The sequence below is a fragment of the Flavobacterium sp. WC2421 genome (genome assembly GCF_040822115.1).
Taxonomy (GTDB): domain Bacteria; phylum Bacteroidota; class Bacteroidia; order Flavobacteriales; family Flavobacteriaceae; genus Flavobacterium.
The window spans coordinates 3,520,380-3,540,568 of sequence record NZ_CP162004.1 but is presented as its reverse complement, the minus strand read 5'-3'; the positions used below and the strand labels follow the sequence as shown (position 1 = coordinate 3,540,568).

Genomic DNA, 20,189 nt, shown 5'->3' with positions numbered 1-20,189 from the left:
TGAAATGTTTAATCAAATAAATCAGAAGATAAATAACGATCACCACGGTCGCAAATAATAGCTACGATAACGCCTGATTCTAGTTCTTCGGCTATTTTTATGGCAGTAGCAACTGAACCACCACTACTCATTCCAGCAAAAACACCTTCTTCCAGAGTTAATTTTTTAGTCATATCTCGAGCTTCTTGTTCACTCACTTCTACAATCCTATCCACTTTTGAGGCATCAAAAATCTTTGGTAAATATTCTAGCGGCCATTTTCTAATTCCTGGAATTTGAGAACCATCACTGGGTTGCGCTCCAATAATTTGAATATCTGAGTTTTTTTCTTTTAAATAAGTAGAAGTTCCCATAATAGTTCCGGTAGTTCCCATTGCCGAAACAAAATGGGTTACGGTACCGTTAGTGTCATTCCAAATCTCAGGACCAGTTGTTTTGTAATGGGCTTTCCAGTTGTCTTCATTAGCAAACTGATTGAGCATAATATAACCACCTTCAGCCACTTTTTTATCCGCATAATCTCTAGAGCCTAAAATCCCTTCTTTGGCTGATGTAAGGATTACGGTTGCGCCATAAGCACGCATGGTTTGTGTACGTTCTTTGGTTGAATCTTCGGGAAGCACTAGTTCTATTTCTATATTGAATAACTGTGCAATCATCGCTAATGCAATTCCAGTGTTTCCGCTGGTAGCTTCAATCAGTTTATCTCCTTTTTTTATATCTCCTCTTTCAAGGGCAGATGCAATCATGTTGTATGCGGCTCTATCTTTTACACTGCCTCCAGGGTTATTCCCTTCCAGTTTTAATAAGAGTTTTACATTTTTATTCTTGATCAAATTAACCGTTTCTACTAATGGAGTGTTCCCAATTAGATCTAATAATTTTTTTGGCTCCATACTATCTTAACTCTTTTACTTTTACTTCGGTTGTTGTTGTATTTGTAACTATTGATTGGGCTGGAATTGATTTGGTCACCCAAGTGTTTCCTCCAATAATACTTCCTTTTCCTACGATGGTTTCTCCTCCAAGAATAGTTGCATTAGCATAAATGCATACATTTTTCTCTACAGTAGGATGTCTTTTGGCATTTTTCATGTCTTTGCTTACGCTCAGTGCGCCCAAAGTTACTCCTTGATATATTTTTACATTCTTTTCGATAACTGCTGTTTCTCCAATTACAATTCCGGTAGCGTGGTCAATAAAAAAAGGAGATTCGATACTTGCACCTGCATGTATGTCTGTTCCTGTAATACGATGCGCGTATTCACTCATTAATCGAGAAAACAGCAATAGGTCCAAAGCATATAATTCGTGGCTTAAACGATAGATGGCAATGGCATAAAATCCAGGATAGGCGAGGTACACTTCTTCAATACTATTTGAGGCAGGGTCATTTTCTAAAATGTAAGCTGCATCTTGATTTAGTTTTTCAAGTACTGACGGTAATTTTTCCAGGTATTTATCCCACATGGAGTCGCATAAGGCATGGGGCTTTTTACAAGCAATTGCTGAAATGTCTTTAAATAACTTTTCAAGTTCATCAATGCTTTCGCTCAATGGAGCATTTTTATCAAATAAGGTATAAAACAGCTTTTCAGTAAAAGTTTCTGTTTTTGTTTTGATTCCATAATTAATGGAAAAATGACTCTTTAATGAGGCAATAGTATTAATAATCAGATCTTTTGTCATGATTATGGGGGGTGAATTGTTAATAGAATGGGTTAAAAGTTGTTTATTTAGAAACAGCAACAACAACTCCATTTTGATGAAATTGGAATGTTATAAAGAAAAATGATTTGTTTGTAGTTCATAACGAAACGGTTTCCTTAAATAAAAACGAAACAAATATATTGAACTATTTTGGATTATGTTGTAAGATGTAGCACAGTCTAACAAAAGCAGGTGCTTTTTTTTAATAAAAGTGAATTGATGGGCTGATAATTATTTTAATATCAAAGTGTTTTTTTAATATGTAAATTAGCCTAGTAAAAAACGCTACAATGAAACCAATTAATACTTTTATAAGTGATCTTTCCAAAAAAGAATTTCCATTGACGGATAAAGTTTCTGGAAAATTAATTCGGAATCCAATTTTGGAATTAATGAAAGCAGATTTTCCTAATTTCAAAAGCGATCAGTTTTTATCAATAAAAGAGCTTAATTTATATAGAGAAAAATACATCTCCAATTATTTGTCAAATGAAATAGGGGAGTTGTCAAAAATCGAATCTAAAGTTATTGGAGAACTGGATGGTTACGACTCTGTAGTAAGTAAGGTGGAAGATGAAATTGAAGTTCGAACCGTTGGGCAAATTGTAGCTGATAAAGTAGCCGATTTTGGAGGTAGTTGGCGATTTATTATTTTATTCGGGATATTTATTGTGCTTTGGATTTTGGCTAATATTTATATTCTCTTGAATAAAGGGTTTGATCCTTATCCATTCATTTTATTGAATTTAATTTTATCTTGTCTTGCTGCACTTCAAGCTCCGGTAATTATGATGAGTCAAAATCGTCAGGAAGAAAAAGACCGAGACCGAGCAAGAAAAGATTATATGATTAATTTAAAATCTGAATTAGAAATAAGAATGCTACATGAAAAGTTAGATCATTTAATTCGGCATCAACAAGAAGAATTAATAGAAATTCAGAAAATTCAAATTGAGATGATGAATGATATTTTAAGTAGAATTTCAAAAGAAATTTAAAATAAAAATCTTGTTTTCACAAACTCCAAATTGAAAAAATAGGCACAATTTTATAGAATAAAAAGCGAGAAAAATAGCTTTAAATTTGTTGGAAATAGTGGTCCTTTTCTAACTGTTGTTTTTGGTTTAAAACTGTTGCTTTTTATAGTTGTTATTTTTTAAGCATAAAGAAAGTTTTTTATTAAAAGGAGTGCTCTTTTTTTATTTCTTACTTTTGTTATCTGAAATTTAAAATATGAAAAAATTAATAATTCCAATAATGATTATTGCTATACTGGTAGCTTTTTTTGAGCAGGTAAGTGCTGAGAAAAATGTTTATATCACTGTTGTTGCAATAGTTGTTTTTATGTTTGGGATGATGCAATTGAGTGCTAAAACGCCGAGTAAAAATCAAGAAAAAGAAGATAAAGATGTTTAATAAAGGAGATAAAGTTTCAGTACTTGATGAAGCAATAAACGGAGTTGTTGTTTCAACCAAAGAAAAAGAGATTACTATTGAAACTGAGGATGGATTTATGATGACATTTTTTGTCAACGAGTTGATTAAAGTAAACAATTCCAGTAACTTAATGGATTCTATTAAAAGAATCAATGTAGATGAAATTGCTAAGGAAAAAGCAATCCCAAAAGCAAGGAGTTTTGTAAAAGAACGCAAAGATAAGAACGAAATTTCGGCTCCTGAGTTTGATTTACACATTGAAAAATTAGTTCCTAATAAACGCGGAATGTCAAATTATGATATTCTAACTTTACAATCAGAAACAGCTAAAAGGCATATCGAATTTGCGATTAGAAATCGCATTCCGAAAATAGTTTTTATTCATGGTGTTGGTGAAGGAGTTCTAAAAGCAGAGTTGGATTTTTTATTGGGACGCTATGATAATATTGCTTTTCAAGAAGGTAATTATCAAAAATACGGACAAGGAGCAACGGAGGTTTTTATAAAACAAAACAGTAAATAAAGGATTTGATTTTTATGAAAAAAGGTCCCGTTTGCAATTGCAAACGGGACCTTTTTTTGTTCCTAATTTCGGAAAATAATGGGGGATTAATTAGTGGTTAATAAGTCTCCGTAAATGAAATTATCACCCAATAAAAAATCATTATTTCCTTTCTTTAAAGTGACCTTTTTAAGGACAATTGTATGCTTGAAACTTCCAGGGCCATTCGTCGTTGTAGTCACTTCTACAATACCGCTTGTTCCTGCTACACCCTCTACACCTGTCCATTCTTGGCTTAAAGCTGGAGTAGTTGGTGTGGTTGTATTACAAAAATAAGCTGGGGTAAGTAGTCCTGAAAATAAACGGTACGTAAGAACATTTGTTGTAGTTCCAATAATTCCAGTTCGAGGTGTATTTAATGGTGTTACTTCATTAACAATTAAATTGGGGTCTATTGTTAACATTAAAGCCTCACTACTGGTGTAGTTATATATTTGATTAGAAGCAGAACATTTTTCTACAGTTTGATCAAAAAGAAAAGGGAGTGTTGTCGCAGTAGTTACATAATCACCAAAAGGGAATGTTTCATAAACTTGGGTGCCGCTATTTTTTGCAAAAGTGATGTTCTTGAAAACAATATTATGATTGTATCCAGTAATTCTAGTACTATTAGTAGTAGTGTTTGTTGTTTTAACTGCTGTAGTAAATATTTGTATTTTACCGTCAGTTGCATTCCATTGATCCGTTACGATAGGCGTTGCAGGTGGTATTGTCTCGCAAATATTATCAGCAGATACTGTACCACCATAAAAACGATATACCACTCGATTAGTAGTGCTAATGTCAAGAACTGTTGGGGTATCGGTCAATGACGGCTCCGTTGTGAATGAAGCTGCTGGAATCTCAACTAGCAGTGCTTCTTTGTCTTTTAACTTGTAAATAATATTATTTGTACTACAACTTTGCATTGTAGCAGTTTCAAAATTAATATCTTCTTGCGTTAAATTACCGTCATCACAGCCATTTAATACAAATGCAAAAACCAATAGGCTTAGAACTTTTTTCATTGAAAAATTTATTTCTGCAAAAATAGCGAAAAAAATGATAATTGATATTGGATAATAGACAATTGATATTTCATAACTTTGCAGCAATGAAAAAAGTATATCTCGATAACGCATCAACAACAGCTATTAGAACTGAAGTCATTCAAGAAATGGCTCAAATCATGGCTCAAGATTACGGAAACCCTTCGTCTACGCACAGTTTTGGTCGCAATGCCAAAAGTATTTTGGAACTTTCCAGAAAATCGATTGCTAAGCATATCAATGCAACAGCACAAGAAATTATTTTTACTTCCTGCGGGACAGAAGCTAATAATTGGATCCTGCGTTCAGCCGTTAAAGATTTAAAAGTAAAGCGTATTATCACAAGTAAAATAGAGCATCATGCTGTTTTGCATACTATTATGGCGTTACAACAAGAATATAATATTCAAGTTGATTATGTAAGGGTTAAACCCAATGGTGCAATCGATTTAACAGATTTAACGGATTTGTTAGCGCAAGATAGGAAGACGTTAGTGAGCTTGATGCATGTTAATAATGAAACGGGGACTGTTCTAGACCTTAAAAGAGTTTCGGTTATATGTAAGGAACATAATGTGTTATTTCACTCGGATACAGTACAATCGATTGGCAAAACGAATGTAGATTTACAAGAGTTGTCTATTGACTTTCTAGTTGCAAGTGCTCATAAGTTTCATGGTCCTAAAGGGGTTGGATTTGCTTTTGTTAGAAAAAACTCTGGACTTCAACCTTTGTTTTATGGTGGAGAACAGGAAAAAGGACTACGTCCGGGTACAGAAGCGGTGCATCAAATTGCCGGAATGGCTAAAGCGTTGGACCTTTCTTATTCTAATTTAGAAGAGGAGAAAAAGCATATTTCTGCATTGAAATTCTATCTAATTGAACAATTAGAAAAGGAATTTCCGGGTTTTAAAATTAATGGTAATTTAGATGATTTTTATAATATATTAAATGTTTTATTGCCTTTTTCGGCTGATAAGACGGCAATGATTTTGTTTCATTTAGATATGAAAGGGATTGCTGTTTCTCGAGGCAGTGCTTGTCAGAGTGGTAGTATAAGGCCATCACATGTATTGGCAGAAATACTTTCTGATGAAGATTTGAAAAAACCGAGTTTACGTATTTCTTTCAGTCATTATAATTCTTTGGAAGATGTCGATTTATTAATTGCTGGTTTGAAAAGTATGAAATAAAAAAAAATCCGCTTAGCGGATTTTTTTATAAAATAATTTAAATTTTTTCTGTTTCTTTTAGTGCTTTTGCCTTTGCTTTCCTTCTTTCCTCTAAAATGGTTTCTCTTTGTTTAGCAGTTATCATTAATCCTAACATCATAATAAAAGCAGTCAGTAAGATAACTTGAATAATTAATGACTTATTGACTAAAACGATAGTGTGCTCTGGAGTAATAGAAAGAAATAGTAAAATGGTAATTAAACCTCTTGGTGCTACAAAAAGCAATGGGAATAAAGGCATTTTAGATATTTTAAGCTGAATAAATCGTAGAATAAAAAGAATAACAACAATTCCTATTGCCCATATTAGGGTATCGGTATTTATAATTTCAGCCGTTTTAATTAAATAACCAAATAAGAGAAAGAATAAGGCTCTAACTAAAAATGTAGCTTCAATTATTAATTCTTTAAACTTCGAAACCTCTTTGTTTAGAAGGTCAAGTTTGAATTGACGTGTCCATTTGTAATGCCTTAATTCATCTAAATTTCCAATTGACAAACCAAACACCAAGATAAAAATAAGTGCTGGTAAATGGAATATTTTTGAAATTTCATAGATCAAAATAATCAGTAAAACGATTGGAACAAATTTAATATGATGATCGATTTTATTCAATAAAAAAGAAAGTAGTATGGTTGCTACAAAAGAAATCACGATTATAAACAAAATTTCCAGACAAAAATAACCAAATGTCTCTATGCCAAAACTAGTGTTGAAAGCGATGAAATTAAAAAAAACTACCCCAAATATATCAGATAAACTACTTTCATAGATGATAAATTCTTTTTGGCTGCTAGATAAATTCCGAACACTTGGAATAGCAATAGCGCTGCTTATAACGCAAAAAGGAATTGCATTAGTAAGACTATCTTTAAAAGAATAACCGCCATAATAATACAATAAATAAGCAAGTGAAAAAGCCAGCACAATCAAAGGAAGAAACGCTCCTAAAGAGGATTTTTTAATAAGTCCTATCTTAGATTTATTAAGCTCAAGCTCTAATGAGCCTTCTAATACAATAAGGATAAGTCCAATAGTCCCTAATATAGGTAAAGTTGAAGTTAGGTCTGGAACTTCTATACTGAATAGAAAAGTTGCTTCTCGCACTACCCAACCCAAAAGGAGTAATAAGATTACTGAAGGTATTTTAGTCAATGAGGCAGTTAGGTCAAATAAATAAGCTACTAGCAACAACAGACAAAGTGAAATTATAATGGTCATATAAAATAAATTGTTTTTGAATAGGTACTAATGTAAAATAGGGCTAGTACACGGTGTAATATAGTACTTTTGGTTGTTAAAACATAAATATTTTTGATTTCTAACAATAAAAACACAATTTATTATTGTTTTTATATCATAACCAACTGTAAGTAAAGTGGCTAATTTATCTCATATTAATTCAGTGGCTGTGGTTTTTATATTTTTCCATTATTAATCGGGCTTTAAAAAAACACAATGTAGATTCGGCTCCTTGATTAATATTGATATGTTTGTCTTCTAGTCCGTCATAAGAAGCTCCGTTTTCTGGGTTATACATAATTTGTTTGAGATGATTATTGCCTAAAAACCAGATGAAAGCAAGTTTAAGTTGGTCTTTGTATTTTGAATTCTTAGTTACATCATTAAATAAATCCAACGTAATAATTGTGGTTGCCACTTCAATGGGTTGTTCTCCATAAAAAACTCTTTCATTTTCTTTTTTAAACCATCCTCGGTTCGAAATTACTTTTATTTGTCCTTTCATAAAATAATGAGAAAGTAGGAAATCAAAGGTAACAATAGCAATTTTTTTATATTTCTGCTTCCCTGTAACTAAGTAACTGTACATCATAGCTTCTGGTAATACATTATTGGCGTAAGTCATATAATCTTCATACCAACACCAGTTTGCTTCTGAATTGATATGATAATGGCGTAACAATTCATCAGCTAACTTTTCAATCTGCATTTCGGTCGCTTCTTCTTTATAAATAGAATAATAGTTATAAAGTCCCTTTAAAGCATAGGCAATAGCTCTAGGTGAACTAATGTCTTCAATTCTCACTATAGCTTTGTCCCAACACTTTTTAGCTCTTACTACAAATTCAATGGGTAAAGTTTGTTTATATGCAATGACAGTCCCTAAACTCCATAGTGCTCTTCCATTTGCATCTTCAAGATTGACTTCAGTATTTTGTTTTGTCAATTGATGATTAAAGTCTTTATAATTATCAAACCAGCCATTTTCTCGTTGTATTCCTTCAATATAATTGAGATAAGTATTTGCTAGCTCTAAAACTTCTTCATCGGGAAATTGGCTATGATACATAACCATATTTATTAACGCTCTTGCATTATCATCCAATGTATAACCAGATTCAGGATCAGGTTGGCTAAATTTTGAAAATTGGAGAATTCCAAAATTGGTTGTGAGTTTTTTTATATGGTCTAATTTTATTGGAGGCAAACTGAATTTTAGATCCTCTTCTTTGTTTGTTAATAAATCAAATAACAATCGGTACTGAATGGCAATATTTTCCCAAGACGTAATATGAGCTAGTGAGAATGCTTTTTTACCCATATTAATTCTTTTTTCTTCATCTTCAAGTAGTGACATGATAGCATTTCGGAATTCTTCTGGATTTTCAAATTCCGTTAATAATATTCCAGTTCCATCTACTATTGATTCTACTGCATGTGGAATGGGAGTGGAAATCACAGCGCAACCACAACTCATCGCATACGTAAAAGTGCCACTTACGGCTTGGTTCGGATCTTTGGAGGAAAATAAATAAATATCGGATAAGGTTAAATATTCTAATAGTTGTTTTAGTTCTAAGTATTCATTTATAAAAATCACATGAGAATCTAAATAAAGTTCTTTGACAATGAATTCTAATTTTTTTCGGTATTTTTCCCCTTCGGTTTTAATAATTTCAGGATGTGTTTTTCCAATAATTAAATAAATTAATTCTGGGTGATTCGTAATGATTTCAGGTAAAGCAAAGAGAGTGGTTTCTATATTTTTATTTTCACTGATTAATCCAAAAGTGGAAAGGACTGTTTTATCTGAAAAATGATATTTATTTTTAAGAGATTGTTTTTGTTCCCATAATACATTGTGATTTCCGTGAGGAATGATTTTGATTTTTGAAATTGGAGTTTCATAGTTTGTAATTAAAATTTCTTCTGATTTTTTTGTAAGGACAATAATCTTATCAGACAAATCAATAATGGCTTGCACTATTTTTTTTCTTTTTTCATTAGGGTTAGGCAATACAGTATGGAATATCGTTACAATAGGTTTATTAAGAGCTAAAATAAAAGCAAGTATATAGTCGCCATACTCACCACCATATAGACCAAACTCATGCTGAATGCAAACCAACCCTATGTCCTTGCGTTCATTGATTTTTTCAGCTGTCAACGGGTATTGATCAAGTTTTGATGTCAATAATGTAAAAGTGACCTCGGAATTATAAGTGACCTCGTTTTCCTCATTTTGTAAGGCACAAACTTCAATAGGAAGGGTACTACCAAATACAGTTTTAACAGCATTGATAATGTCATTTGAAAAAGTAGCTAGGCCACATTCACGAGGCGGATATGAGCTAACAATCAACATTTTTATTCCTTTATCCAATTTCATTTTTGGTGTTTTTAAGGTTGTTTTCTTAACTCCAGTACTAGTTCTTTAAGTGAGACTTTGGCTACTGCAATATGCTTGTCTGCAGCACCATAGTAGATGTAAAGATCATTATTAAATAGAGCAACACCGGTAGGAAAAACGGTATGGCTAACAACACCTTCTATTTCCCACTGTTTTGTTGGAGAGAAAAGGGGATAGGGTAGCCTAGAAATCTCCATCTCAGGTTGGTCTAAATGTAATAGTGCTACTTTGGCATGGTATATTTTTCCTGTAGTAGTTTCATGGACACCATGGTAAATTAGTACCCAGCCTTCTGGAGTTTCAATAGGTGGGCAGCCTGCTCCAATATAATTCATTTCATAAGGGTCCTTTGGATCCAGAATAATATAATCAGTAAGATTTGTCAAATAATCTTCCCAAAATTTTAAAGTTAAATCCTCCCATCGGTCGAATTTTACAATTTGAATTCCAGGCCAAATTCGATGGAGGAATACAAATTGACCATTAATTTTTCTAGGAAATAAAACAACATCTTTATCGCGAAGCAGTCTTGTTTCGTCATTAACGAGACCTATTTGTTCAAAAAGATTGTAATATTGATGGTATTTAGGGTTGAGTTTGGATGGGTTGCAAGAATTAACATGACTTTCATATTGTTGATAATTCACTTGAGGGGTTATTATTCCTTTTTTTTCGAAATGAATTAAATCAGTAGAGGTAGTAAGTGCTCCTAGGGTATTAACTCCATCATAGGCGGTATAAGTAATATAGTAAATCCCCTCAATTTTCACAATTCTTGGATCTTCGATTCCTTGCTTTTCATAATCTAACTCCTTAGTTATTAAAGGTTTATCTAGCCTTTCTGTTACTTTCATAGGACCATCCGTCTTCGCATATCCTATGGTCGAATAATTTCCTTCTTGGACTGCTCTATATAAAATATGCAGGGTATTCCCTTCTTGATAAATACCAGGATTTAAAACCCCGTTATTTTCAAATTCGTTGTCTGTAGGACTTAAAATAATGCCTAGTTTTTCGATTGTAAGCATAACATAAAATGGTGTTGATTATGTTGTAATCTTTTTAAGTATTGTATTATTTGTCTCTCTTCAATTTATTTCTTTCCTGTTTTCTAAAGTATCCTCTAAATAAAAAATTGTGTTTTAATGCTTCTAAATTCTCATTTAGGCGGATGCTGGCGTCATTTATATTTGTCATAGTCGAATCAATTTTTTTTACCAATCTTGGGTCATTCGAAAGGTAGTTTATAGCCCCTTTTCCGTCTTTGATATTCAAAATGGTTTTATTGAGATTGTCCACTACTTTATTAATTTCACTGCTGGACTGGTCTAAATTATTGATAATCGTTTTTATATTATTGGCGACAGCTGTATCTTTTAAAACCCCGATAACATTATTCTTATTATTTAATGAAGTAATGATTTTGTTTAAATTTGTTATCGATTCTGAAGTTTGTTTACCTGATATTTTTAAATAATGAATAGTTTCCTTCAAGTCATTTGCTACTTCAATATCATTTATTAATAATCCTACGGTTCCTTTTCCTTTATTAATTTCGGTTGTGATTTCCAGTAAATTTTCGGTGAGTAGTGCTGCATTCTTATTGGTTTTACTAAAAGTATTTAAAAGATCATCGGTTCTAATGCGGTTCAAGGATTCAATCACATCCCCAGGCACTACAGGTGGTAGTTTCCCTTTGCCGGGTAATATATTAATAACCATGCTTCCTACTAATCCATCCGAACCTATAGTAGCAATTGCGTCTTTTTTAATGTGTCTAAAAATAGTTTTGTCAATAATCATATCGACCTTAATGTTAGAATCATTAACCATTTCAATGCCACGTACTGTACCTACATTTACACCTGAAAAACGAACATTATTACCTAATTGCAGTCCGTTTACATTAGTAAAAATAGTTTCTAAATGATTTGTTTTTCCAAACATCTTTTGCTTGTCGCCAATGAAATAGATGGCCAAAACAAAAAGTATAAGCCCTATAATTACAAATAGACCAAGACGTATTTTTTGTGAAGTTGTTTTTTCCATATTATATTTTATTTAAAGAAAGCTTGAATTTTAGGATCAATAGATTTTGATAATTCTTCAAATATTCCTTCGGTATAATTAATTCCATCTACTAATAAAATCATCCTGTTAGATATTACTCTGGCACAATCAACGTCATGCGTTATAATAATAGCTGAGGTATTGTATTTTTCCTGAATGGATTTCATGAGCAATAAAATTTCTTTTGCCGTTATTGGGTCTAGTCCTGTTGTAGGCTCATCATAAAGGATTATTTTTGGTTGAAGAATTAGGGTCCTAGCTAATGCAATTCTACGCTTCATTCCACCTGATAATTCTGCAGGCATTAAATTCAAAGTGTGTGCTAAGCCTACATTTTCTAGGGCTTCCATGACTAATGGGGTGGTGTCTTTTAGTACGCCAAATTTTTTAGTGTGTCGTCTTAATGGGAATTCTAGATTTTCTCGAACGGTCATAGAATCATACAGCGCACTACCCTGGAATAGGAATCCAATTTCGGTACGGAGGTCGTCTAGTGTGGATTGATTTAATTCACTAATATTTTCTCCCATTACCGTAATAGAACCACTATCAGGTTTTTCTAATCCAATTAGGCATTTTATCATTACGGACTTCCCAGATCCGGATTTTCCCATAATAACCAAATTTTCTCCTTCGTTCAAAACCATATTGAAACCATTCAGCACATGGTTGTCACCATAGCTTTTTTTTAAGTCTTTGATTTCTATAATGGGTTTTATATTTTTGGATAGAGCGTTCATATACAATTATAAATCATAAAATATATCAGTGACAAAAACAGCTATAAAATCAATTATAAAAAGTAGCATGGAGGTAAAAACTACAGCTGAGTTTGCTGCAATACCAACTCCTGCGGTTCCTTTTTTACAATTATAGCCTTTAAAACAACCTACTAAGCCAATTGCAAAACCAAAGAAGAAACTTTTGATTGTGGCTGGTACAAGATCGCCAAATTCTAAAGCATTAAAAACTTGATTGTAGTACAACAAAAAGGAAACATGACCCTTTATGTTTTCAACCAAGTAGGAACCAAAAATAGCAATGGCATCGCCAAAGAAAACTAAAACAGGAAGCATGAAGGTCGTGGCTAGTATTCGTGTGACAACTAGGTATTTAAATGGATTTGTACCCGAAACCTCCATTGCATCTATTTGTTCCGTTACTCTCATAGATCCCAATTCAGCTCCAATACCAGAACCGATTCGTCCTGCACATATTAATGCCGTGATGATTGGACCTATCTCTCTAATAATCGAAATGCTTACCATAGAAGGCATCCATGAAACAGCACCAAATTCTTGTAAAGTTGGTCTTGACTGTAAAGTAAAAACCAGCCCAATAATAAAACCTGTTACTGAAACAAGCAACAATGATCTGTTTCCCATATTGTAACATTGCCGAAGGAATTCTTTAAACTCCGATGGGCGTTTGAAGCATTCTTTGAAAAAGCGACCAGCAAAAAAGGAGAGTTCGCCAATTTCAAGTAAAAAAGAATTAATCAATTTTATTATTTTAAAAATAGCATTCATAAGCATCATGAATTAATTTTTAACAAGAAAGGGCTACTCAAATATACGACTATTATGCTGATTATCAGGCTTTTTAATTGTTTGTTAGCCTGATTATTAGTCGTTTAATCGATAATAAATGATTTATAATTCTAAATTATAGTATTTAGTAAATACATTCCTATAAAAGAGAGATAAGGATAATACTAAGAAGAAGAAGCGTTTTTATTTATGACAATAGTAAATCACTGATGTCAATTTTATTGCTTTGATGTGGAATAGTATTGCAAGTAATAACTTCTTTGGCTCCTGATTTTAAAATTTCTTGATAGGCATTTCCTGCAAAGACGGCATGAACACCAATGCAAATAGGAGGTTGCATTCCTGCTTTTTTCAAATGTAGAATGGTCTCAATAAGTGTTCTTCCAGTCGAGATAATATCATCTACCAAGACGGGAGTATGATTATTGTATTGTTCTACTTGAGGAATAGAGACGTTTACATTTCGATCTCCATGGCGAATTTTTGTTAATGTGATATAAGGCGCATTGGCATTTTTTGCCACCTCAGATACCCATTGTTCACTTTCCATGTCTGGCCCAATCAATAGAGGTTTTTTAATATTGTTTTTTATATATAAAGAAATAAGAGCTGCTGCATGTCTCATTTTTGTTGGGATTGAATATATTTCAGCCAAGGTACTACGGCGGTGTAAGTGCGGGTCGATTGTGATTAAGCGGTTTACAAAACTGGAAATAAAACTAGCAAAATAGGTAGAAGTAACTCCTTCTCCAGGGTTAAAAATAGTGTCTTGTCGCATATAAGCTAGATAGGGAGCAATAAGACTAACGCTTTTGGCCCCCATTTCTTTAGCCGTTTTTGCCAAGAAAAATAGAGGTACTATTTTATTGTCAGGTTGGTGAAGAGTACAAACAAGAAATACCTCTTTGTCCCTTACATCCGATAATATTCGAATATAAGTTTCACCGTCTGGAAATTTACGAATTTCGACCTGACCATTTTCTCCCTGTTCTTTTTGAATTAGTTGAAGTGTAAGTTTCTCATTTTCAGGTAAAGCAAAAAATATTTTTTTCATAACATTTTAATGTATCAAAATAATATTTGGTTCCGTTTTTAAATATTCAACTGCATATTTTAATTCTCCCTCAGTTTCAGCGTAGATAGAAAATAGTAAATCTCCCTTATTTAATGGAGTATTTAATGGAGTTTGAAGCATTACTCCTGCTTTAGAATCATGTGGTGCACCTGCAAGTTTTGCTACTTTAGCAAGTTTACGATTGTTAATTTCGGTTACAATTCCTGATTTATCAGCATAAATGTCTTTTTTATAAATTGCATATTCAGGTTCTTTAAATCCACCTTGGGCTTTACAAATGGCAGTGAATTTTTCATAAGCTTTACCGGAAGAAAGAATTTTTTCGGCTGTATTAAATCCATTTTCTTTTGATTGTGTATTTGCCAAATCTATAATGGCACCAGCAATATATAACGCTTTGTTTCTCAAGTCTTGAGGAGCTTCTTTTTCATTTCGTAACACACTTAGCACATCCATAGCCTCCAATGATGGCCCAATTCCTCTACCTATAGGTTGTGATCCATCTGTGAAAAGTACTTTTACTTCTATACCCATTGACTTTCCAACAACATGAAAATAATACCGTAGTTTTTCAGCATCTTCTTCAGTTCTTACCTTGGCCGTTTTTCCAATTGGAATATCAATAACTACATGGGTAGAGCCTGCAGCGATTTTTTTGGACAAAACTGAGGCTATCATTTGACCTTCGCTATCGACATCAAGTGCTCTTTCAATACGAATTAAAATATCATCAGCAGGACTAAGTTTTATAGAGCCACCCCATACAAAACAACCATTTTCTTTTTCGACTACTTTTTTAATTTGATTAATATCCAAATTGACCTCTGTTATTGTTTCCAATGTGTCCGCTGTACCTGCTGGAGAAGTGATGGCCCGGGAAGATGTTTTAGGAATTGTAAGCCCATATTGAGTAATTATAGCTACAACAATAGGCGTTGTACGGTTTCCAGGTAGCCCGCCTACGCAATGTTTGTCGACTACTATTGGTTTATTCCAAGAAAGTTTTTTACCAGAGTTGACCATTGCTTTCGTAAGCCCAATAATTTCATGAATATTAAGATTATCGCCAGCACAGGCAGTAATAAAAGCGGCAATTTCTATGTTAGAATATTGTCCTTTCACAATGTCATCAATAATGTTTTGTAAGTCATTATCATTTAATTCTTTTCCATACATTTTAGATCGTATACTTCGCATGGAGGCAACTGGTTGCACATGAGAAAAACTAAGTTCATCACCTTCTTTAGCGTTTAAATCTTCATAAGCACTATCAGAAAGACCTGCAGTTCCATCTTTTATAATTCCATTGGTGATTATAAATAAAGTAGCAATTATTGAATGGTTATTTGCAGTAACTAAAATTCTGTTATGTGCTTCAAATCCCTCAGATTTACAGATATGACAATCTTTACGCATGAAGACAACATTTTCTTTTTGGGTATCAATGCCAAGATAAACAAGTTTTAAAGTGTTAAATGCAGTTTTCATTTTAGTGATTATTAAATTTTAATTAAAACCAGACAATTCTAAAAATAAAAATGAATCTCTCCATAATTGAAAAGACATAAACAAACAATAAATTTTAAAGAAGTAGCTGTCAATGGGCCTGAATTTTTGCCATTTGTCTAAATAAAAAAATGGAATGCTATTTGTTTTTTAATGCTTCAAATCCGGATACTACATCGAATAATTCTTCATCAATGGAACTTTGTCTTAACCGATGGTATTTATGATGGAGCGTATCCAATAATTCTGAAATATTTTTTTCGGCTCTTTGCATAGCACTCAAGCTTCTAGCATTTTCAGTAGCTAGTGATTCAGTACAAGATTTGAATAAAGATACAAAAAGATATTCACGTATTAGCGCCGATAAAGTAGTTTCCAACCTTCCTAAAACCTGCGGTATTTTGTGGTGGGCCAAGGCATTTCTTTAAAGTTGTCGCGTCATTTTTGATTCAATGGACGGAGCCATTGCACGACTGTCGTATAGTAAGTACTTGTTTTTGATTGATATTGAAAAATATTAAATTCTTTGGTATCTTGCTATGCATAATTTTTTTTAGTTTCCAGTAATTTTTCCTTCTCCAGAAATACCTAGAACTTGATCTGGTAAATCATGCATTATTTTTATCATGTTTTCTAAAATTTTAAATTTGTTATTTATAGGTAATAGAAAATAGAGAAGGGGTGCTATTATTAGTTTTCGTACAATCGCAAGCGGTTTCTAACCGTATGAATTTCTTTTTTTAAGGAATCTATCTTTTGTAATAAGTTGAGAACAACATCGATTCCTTCAAGATTTACTTCTAAATCCTTATGCATCCGAATCATTTTTTCCACTTCATATAATGAATCTTGATGGATGTAGGGTGTTTTATCAATAATTTGGATTTCAATAAGCCCCATTTCACTTAAAGTACCAAAGAAGCTTTGCTCCATTTTATAATGAATACATAGGGTATTTACGGGGATAAAATTTTCTATACTCATGGTTTTTTTAGCTTAGCAAGTTCTGTGAATAATTCTTTTTCTTTATCCGTCAGGTTGGTTGGAACTACAATTTGGTAGTTGATGTATAGGTCTCCAAATTGTCCTTCCTTTTTATAAACAGGAAAACCTTTTCCTTTAAGTTTTACTGTAGTACCATTTTGAGTTCCAGGCGCTACTTTTAGTTTTACTTTTCCGTCAAATGTATTTACAGTAATTTCACCTCCTAAAATGGCACTATAAAGGTCTAAATCCACAGTAGAATATAGATTGTCCTTGTCGCGTTTAAAATCAGTATGGTTTGATATCGAGAAGGTGATATATAAATCACCTTTTGGTCCACCACCTGCGCCATCGCCACCATGTCCAGTGATTTTTATGACTTGGCCATTTTCTACTCCAGCAGGTATTGTGAGTCGGATGTTTTTACCACTAATAGTTAACGTACGTTTGTGTGTGGTGTAAACCTCTTTAAGATCTAAATGTAATTCGGCATTAAAATCTTGTCCTTTAAATTGTGCGCTACCTCGTCCACTACCTCTAGCCCCTCTACCGCCAAACATGGATTCAAAAAAATCAGAATAATCACCTCCTTCAAAACCAGCAAAGCCGCCTTGTTGCCCGCTTCCTTGATAGTGTTGTTGCTGTCTTTTTGATTTCTCAAATTCTTCGGCATGTTGCCAATTTTCACCATATTCATCATACTTTTTACGATTTTCAGGATTGCTTAATACTTCATTGGCTTCATTGACTTCTTTAAATTTTATTTCGGCTTGTTTGTCGTTGGGATTTAGGTCAGGATGGTATTTACGAGCCATTTTCCGGTAGGCTTTCTTTATTTCCGTCTCCGTTGCTTTTTTATCTATTTCTAATACTTTGTAATAGTCTATAAATGCCATTTTACTTTGTTTTTTTAGAATTACTAATTATAAGTCTTTATGGATTTATGGTATAAAGGTTTACCGAGCAAAGAGAAATTGCTTCTTTCAAATTTAATCAATTTTTACATGATAAATAAGTATAAAAGGTTTTATTTCAATAGCTTATTTATTTCATATAAGAATTGAAACTTTAGCTATGGATTAGTTCTATTAAAAGGAATAGCTATTCTTTTTAAGAAATAGTTGTTTTAATTATTTAGAAATCTCTCGGTTCGTTTTTCTAAAGTCAACGGGTCTTATTTTAGCCAAATTATAAAAAGTATTACTAAAAGTGGCTAAACTATTATATCCAGATGCATAGGCAATTTCGCTAATAGACAATTCAGTTTGTAACAGTTTTTCCATACTGAGAATAATTCGGGTGAGTTTTACATATTGTAGAAAGGATATGTCCAAAGTATCTCTAAATAAACGGGAAAGACTACGGCTACTAAAACCAAATAATTTTGCAACATCTTTTAATAGTAATGGTTGGTCAACGTGAAAATGAATGTGTTTTAAAATGGGACTCAATCGTACATTTGTAGTAGTAGGAATAACAACAGGCAGTGGGTTTTTACTGATTTCAGCAATAATAGTACCTAGAGTTTTTATGTATTGGTATTTACTTTTTTCTTTTTCAAAAATATTCTCACTCCAGTTTTCAGTATATAGTATCATCTCCAAAATTAAATTGGAAGCAGGGTAAATTCCCATTTTCGAATAAAATTCATTGTTAGTAAGGATATGAGTTGGAATATAAATATTTCGAATCATACTTACAGATGTTTTTAATTCAATGAAATGTTCCATCCCTGCGGGAATCCATACATAATGTCGGGCGGGTAAAAAATAGGAATTGTTGTTTGTTTTTAAGAAGGCCGCACCCCCTTCTACATAGGTAAGTTGATGCTTGTTATGACTATGCATGTCGAGACGCTCTTCAATCTTAGTGTGGTATATGTAAGTGGTCTTAGGATATTGATTCACTTTCTGTAAAAATCCTAGCTCTTTTGTCGGTATCATTTGATAAATATTAATTTGGCTCAAATTAACAAATAAATGGCTTAATTGACAAAATAAGACTTGAAATTATGTCGCAATTTTGCATTTTAATTTAAGAACTAATTATGCACTTTAATTGTTACAAAATAGTAGTACCTGTATTCTTGTTCACACTGGTATCACTAAAAGCACAGGAAGTTAGTAAAGATAGCATTCCTATATCATTAGAAAAAGTTTGGGAAAAAGTGTCCACAAACAGCAAAGAGATTAAAATGCACCATTTGCATACCGAGTCGGGAGGGGAAGCTGTAAAAAATGCAAAAAGCAAACAATTGCCAGAAATAGGCTTTAATGCCAATTATGGTAAATTAGCTAATATTCCAATTTTTAATAACGGAGTTTTACACCATCCAGATTATATACCATTAGAAGATCATTCCATTTATGGTGCTACTATAGATGCTTATTTTGATATTTATAATGGACATAAGCTTAAAACAAACATCCAAAAAGAAGTGGTGAAGCAAGAGTTATCCCAATATATAGAAGAGGAAACGATTGAGTCTATTCACTATCAAGTGGCTCAAGCGTATTTGAAATTACAACTGTATTTGCAATTAGAAAAATTAGTAAAGAAAAATATTTATCAAAATGAAGAACGCTTAAATTTAATCGAGAAACTGCATACTGGAGGAGTGGTTTTAAAAAGTGATTTACTTCGAGCGCAACTGCAATTGTCCAAACAGAAAACGGCATTAACGGCTATTCGTAATAATGCACAATTAGCCATGCAGGAATTAAATATTTTCATGGGGGAACCAGATGAGCAAAATTTAAAACCCACAGATAATATAGGTCTTCAGGAAAATCAAAAATTATTGAGCTACGATGATTATATTGACAGTGCCATAAACAAATCACCATTACAGAAGATTGCAAAGCAAAAAGTAGCACTAAGCAAATTAAATGTTGAAGGGTTAAAAGCAGATAAATTGCCAAGAATAGGGTTGTTTGGGGATTATAATTATTCGTATCCACAAATTAAGTTATATCCCTATGAAAATGCACCTTACTTATTAGGTGTAGTAGGAGTGAAATTATCTTATACTATTTCATCGATTTATAATGATGTTCATAAGGAAGAAGAAGCTAAAATAGTATATGAAGAGCAAAAAATAGCACAAGAAAATGTGCAAGATAATTTGCGTAAGGATATCAATAAAGCCTACAAACATTATATAGAGGATCAAGAAAAAATTGAAGAACTACAATTGAATATAAAACAAGCGACAGAGAATTACCGAATTCTCAATCAAACTTATTTTAACCAATTGTCTTTAATTACTGATTTATTGGATGCAGATACTCAATTGTTACAAGCCCAATTCGAGCTCATTTCAGCCAAAATATCAGAACAATTACATTATTACGAACTTTTAAAAAATACAGGAGACCTATAA

20 protein-coding genes are annotated in these 20,189 nt (G+C 32.6%); 5 read left to right on the top strand and 15 right to left on the bottom strand.

Annotated features, from left to right (window positions below):
- Nucleotides 1–8 precede the first annotated feature (8 nt).
- Together cysM and epsC are read right to left on the bottom strand one after the other, a co-directional pair.
- On the bottom strand, nucleotides 9–896 hold the full coding sequence (gene cysM, locus AB3G33_RS15095) for a cysteine synthase CysM (RefSeq protein ID WP_367771108.1): 888 nt from the start codon (nucleotides 894–896) through the stop codon (nucleotides 9–11).
- 1 nt (nucleotide 897) lies between these two features.
- On the bottom strand, nucleotides 898–1,689 hold the full coding sequence (epsC, locus tag AB3G33_RS15090) for a serine O-acetyltransferase EpsC (RefSeq protein ID WP_367771106.1): 792 nt from the start codon (nucleotides 1,687–1,689) through the stop codon (nucleotides 898–900).
- A 311-nt stretch (nucleotides 1,690–2,000) separates the two neighbouring features.
- On the opposite strand from epsC, the gene AB3G33_RS15085 reads away from it, so the two are divergent.
- From AB3G33_RS15085 to AB3G33_RS15075, 3 genes are all read left to right on the top strand, one after another.
- Nucleotides 2,001–2,708, top strand: coding sequence for a DUF1003 domain-containing protein (locus AB3G33_RS15085; protein ID WP_367771104.1), 708 nt, complete (start codon nucleotides 2,001–2,003; stop codon nucleotides 2,706–2,708).
- Between the two features lie 235 nt (nucleotides 2,709–2,943).
- On the top strand, nucleotides 2,944–3,126 hold the full coding sequence (locus AB3G33_RS15080; protein ID WP_367771101.1) for a hypothetical protein: 183 nt from the start codon (nucleotides 2,944–2,946) through the stop codon (nucleotides 3,124–3,126).
- Complete coding sequence (locus tag AB3G33_RS15075) at nucleotides 3,119–3,670, top strand: Smr/MutS family protein (RefSeq protein ID WP_367754267.1); 552 nt, start codon at nucleotides 3,119–3,121, stop codon at nucleotides 3,668–3,670. Before AB3G33_RS15080 ends, AB3G33_RS15075 begins: the two co-directional genes overlap by 8 nt.
- Nucleotides 3,671–3,756: 86 nt before the next feature.
- On the opposite strand, the gene AB3G33_RS15070 is transcribed toward AB3G33_RS15075, so the two are convergent.
- Nucleotides 3,757–4,716 (bottom strand): hypothetical protein, encoded by a 960-nt coding sequence (locus tag AB3G33_RS15070; protein ID WP_367771099.1) that lies wholly within the window; start codon nucleotides 4,714–4,716, stop codon nucleotides 3,757–3,759.
- A gap of 86 nt (nucleotides 4,717–4,802) precedes the next feature.
- Between AB3G33_RS15070 and AB3G33_RS15065 the strand changes: the two genes are divergently transcribed.
- On the top strand, nucleotides 4,803–5,930 hold the full coding sequence (locus AB3G33_RS15065; RefSeq protein ID WP_367771097.1) for a cysteine desulfurase family protein: 1,128 nt from the start codon (nucleotides 4,803–4,805) through the stop codon (nucleotides 5,928–5,930).
- 37 nt (nucleotides 5,931–5,967) lie between these two features.
- Here the strand turns inward: AB3G33_RS15065 and AB3G33_RS15060 are convergent, their stop codons facing one another.
- From AB3G33_RS15060 to AB3G33_RS15005, 12 genes are all read right to left on the bottom strand, one after another.
- Nucleotides 5,968–7,191: a cation:proton antiporter gene (locus tag AB3G33_RS15060; RefSeq protein WP_367754261.1), complete on the bottom strand. Its 1,224-nt coding sequence runs from the start codon at nucleotides 7,189–7,191 to the stop codon at nucleotides 5,968–5,970.
- A gap of 181 nt (nucleotides 7,192–7,372) precedes the next feature.
- Complete coding sequence (locus tag AB3G33_RS15055; RefSeq protein WP_367771095.1) at nucleotides 7,373–9,601, bottom strand: glycosyltransferase; 2,229 nt, start codon at nucleotides 9,599–9,601, stop codon at nucleotides 7,373–7,375.
- An 11-nt stretch (nucleotides 9,602–9,612) separates the two neighbouring features.
- Nucleotides 9,613–10,650, bottom strand: a complete 1,038-nt coding sequence (locus AB3G33_RS15050; RefSeq protein ID WP_367771092.1) for a pesticidal protein Cry7Aa — start codon at nucleotides 10,648–10,650, stop codon at nucleotides 9,613–9,615.
- A 46-nt stretch (nucleotides 10,651–10,696) separates the two neighbouring features.
- Nucleotides 10,697–11,671, bottom strand: coding sequence for an MlaD family protein (locus tag AB3G33_RS15045; RefSeq protein ID WP_367771089.1), 975 nt, complete (start codon nucleotides 11,669–11,671; stop codon nucleotides 10,697–10,699).
- A gap of 8 nt (nucleotides 11,672–11,679) precedes the next feature.
- Complete coding sequence (locus AB3G33_RS15040) at nucleotides 11,680–12,432, bottom strand: ABC transporter ATP-binding protein (protein ID WP_367771086.1); 753 nt, start codon at nucleotides 12,430–12,432, stop codon at nucleotides 11,680–11,682.
- A gap of 6 nt (nucleotides 12,433–12,438) precedes the next feature.
- Nucleotides 12,439–13,230 (bottom strand): MlaE family ABC transporter permease, encoded by a 792-nt coding sequence (locus AB3G33_RS15035; protein ID WP_367771083.1) that lies wholly within the window; start codon nucleotides 13,228–13,230, stop codon nucleotides 12,439–12,441.
- A 199-nt stretch (nucleotides 13,231–13,429) separates the two neighbouring features.
- Nucleotides 13,430–14,296 carry a ribose-phosphate pyrophosphokinase gene (locus tag AB3G33_RS15030; protein ID WP_367771080.1) on the bottom strand — a complete coding sequence of 289 codons (867 nt, stop codon included), beginning with the start codon at nucleotides 14,294–14,296 and terminating at the stop codon, nucleotides 13,430–13,432.
- A gap of 6 nt (nucleotides 14,297–14,302) precedes the next feature.
- On the bottom strand, nucleotides 14,303–15,805 hold the full coding sequence (locus tag AB3G33_RS15025) for a thymidine phosphorylase family protein (RefSeq protein WP_367771078.1): 1,503 nt from the start codon (nucleotides 15,803–15,805) through the stop codon (nucleotides 14,303–14,305).
- A gap of 157 nt (nucleotides 15,806–15,962) precedes the next feature.
- The gene (locus AB3G33_RS15020; RefSeq protein ID WP_367771076.1) at nucleotides 15,963–16,238 is read right to left on the bottom strand and encodes a F0F1 ATP synthase subunit gamma; all 276 of its coding nucleotides are present in this window, start codon (nucleotides 16,236–16,238) and stop codon (nucleotides 15,963–15,965) included.
- Between the two features lie 275 nt (nucleotides 16,239–16,513).
- Nucleotides 16,514–16,807: a chaperone modulator CbpM gene (locus tag AB3G33_RS15015; RefSeq protein ID WP_367771073.1), complete on the bottom strand. Its 294-nt coding sequence runs from the start codon at nucleotides 16,805–16,807 to the stop codon at nucleotides 16,514–16,516.
- Complete coding sequence (locus AB3G33_RS15010) at nucleotides 16,804–17,703, bottom strand: DnaJ C-terminal domain-containing protein (protein ID WP_367771070.1); 900 nt, start codon at nucleotides 17,701–17,703, stop codon at nucleotides 16,804–16,806. Before AB3G33_RS15010 ends, AB3G33_RS15015 begins: the two co-directional genes overlap by 4 nt.
- Nucleotides 17,704–17,937: 234 nt before the next feature.
- Nucleotides 17,938–18,750, bottom strand: a complete 813-nt coding sequence (locus AB3G33_RS15005) for an AraC family transcriptional regulator (RefSeq protein ID WP_367771067.1) — start codon at nucleotides 18,748–18,750, stop codon at nucleotides 17,938–17,940.
- Nucleotides 18,751–18,854: 104 nt separating this feature from the next.
- Between AB3G33_RS15005 and AB3G33_RS15000 the strand changes: the two genes are divergently transcribed.
- Nucleotides 18,855–20,189, top strand: coding sequence for a TolC family protein (locus AB3G33_RS15000; RefSeq protein ID WP_367771065.1), 1,335 nt, complete (start codon nucleotides 18,855–18,857; stop codon nucleotides 20,187–20,189).